General features: G+C 60.7%; 2 protein-coding genes. One reads left to right on the forward strand and one right to left on the reverse strand.

Annotated elements, in window-relative coordinates:
* Nucleotides 1-166: 166 nt before the first annotated feature.
* Nucleotides 167-1,069: a GGDEF domain-containing protein gene (locus AACS18_RS20625; RefSeq protein WP_108611918.1), complete on the reverse strand. Its 903-nt coding sequence runs from the start codon at nt 1,067-1,069 to the stop codon at nt 167-169.
* Nucleotides 1,070-1,187: 118 nt separating this feature from the next.
* Here AACS18_RS20625 and AACS18_RS20630 point away from each other — a divergent pair.
* Nucleotides 1,188-1,577, forward strand: a 390-nt coding sequence (locus AACS18_RS20630) for a cation:proton antiporter domain-containing protein (RefSeq protein WP_181363225.1), incomplete at its 3' end; no start/stop codon positions are given.

Genomic DNA, 1,577 nt, shown 5'->3' on the forward strand with positions numbered 1-1,577 from the left:
TTATGGCGCAGGGGGCCGGGCTGGTGTGTCACTGGCAGGGGGGCGGTGCAGCTCCGGTTTTGCCCGAGCAGGATCTTGCCTGAGGTGATCGGTGTGAGCGGGGACCCCAAAAAAAGAAGCTCCGGTCACATGGCGCGCATGTGCCGGAGCAAAGAAGAGTTCGGGATTATTCGTTAGAGCTGGCCTTGCCTGCTTTTTTGCGGGCGTAGAGGTGGCTGTCGGCCGCCTCGTAGAGGCTCGGCACATCGACCCCGGATTGCCAGCTGGCGGCGCCAAGACTGCATCCGACTGAGAAGGTGCTGAGCTCCTTGTTGGTCATCAACATATGCTGCAGTCGCAGCCAGACCGGGCGCCACGCCTCGGGTTCGGCCGGTTGCAGCAGCAGGGCAAATTCATCCCCCCCGAGCCGGAAGGCTTGATCCGTGCTGCGGATGCACCCCTTGAGCAGCTGGGCGAAGCGGCTCAGCACCAGATCCCCCACCGGATGGCCCCAGGTGTCATTGATCTGCTTGAAGCGATCGAGATCCAGCAGCACCAGCACCAGACCGTGAGGCTCGCGGCTATGCTGCTCGATGGCGCGACCGATGGCCTCGTCAAAGTAGGAGCGGTTGCCAAGGCCGGTCAGGTGATCGAGCCTGACCAGCTGATCCAGTTTTTCCAGCCGCAGATAGAGGGGCAGCAGCAGGCAGAGCAGCTGATGGTATTGCATCAGTACCCGTTGCTGGCTGCCGCTCAGCGGATGTTCCAGCTCGTAGTGAAGCTGGCCGAGCAGCTGGCCATGCTGACCGCGCAGCTCGAACGGATAGTTGTGCAGGTTGAGGGTGGCCAGCGGCGGGTGCTGGATCAGCACATGGGGCTGGCCACAATCGAGGTAGAGACCGTGGATCCTGACAATTCTTGCCGCACGATCGGCAAAAGTTGTCAGCAGACCGCCGAGATCGCTCTGCCCCAACAACTGCTCGAGCAACTGGTTGCGTTCAACGCTGGGCAACGGCGTGAGCCGCTCCATCTGGCGAACCCACTGCTCGATGCCATGGCTAAAGCCATTAAGTGACGACGTATTTTCCATGGTCTTCCACCTGTAACAACTGACTACTGTCTCCTCCCTGCAATTGGCATGCCCAATATATCTTTCCTGCCCGCCAGATCGGCTGACTAAGCTTAAGTCGATAAAAGGAGAGGAAAATTTGTACACCGACCTGTTGATCCTGCTGTTCGCCGCCGTCCTGCTGGTGGCAACTTTCCGGCGCCTCGGCTTGCCGGTCATCCTTGCCTACCTGATTGCCGGTGTGTTGCTCGGCCCCCACGGGCTGGCGGTGATCATCGGCCAGTCGATCATGCAGACCATTGCCGAGCTGGGGATCGTCTTTTTGATGTTCTCGCTGGGGTTGGAGTTCTCCCTGCCGAAATTGCTGGCGATGCGCCGGTTGGTGTTGGGGGTGGGGATGTTGCAGGTGCTGCTCACGTCACTGCTCTTCTTCGCCATCGGCTGGTGGTGGGGGCTGGGTCTGGCCCAGTCGCTGGTGGTGGCGGGAACGTTGGCACTCTCCTCGACGGCGGTGGTGATCAAGCAGCTC

It is taken from the genome of Aeromonas sp. HMWF015 (assembly GCF_963878965.1).
Lineage (GTDB): Bacteria > Pseudomonadota > Gammaproteobacteria > Enterobacterales > Aeromonadaceae > Aeromonas > Aeromonas veronii.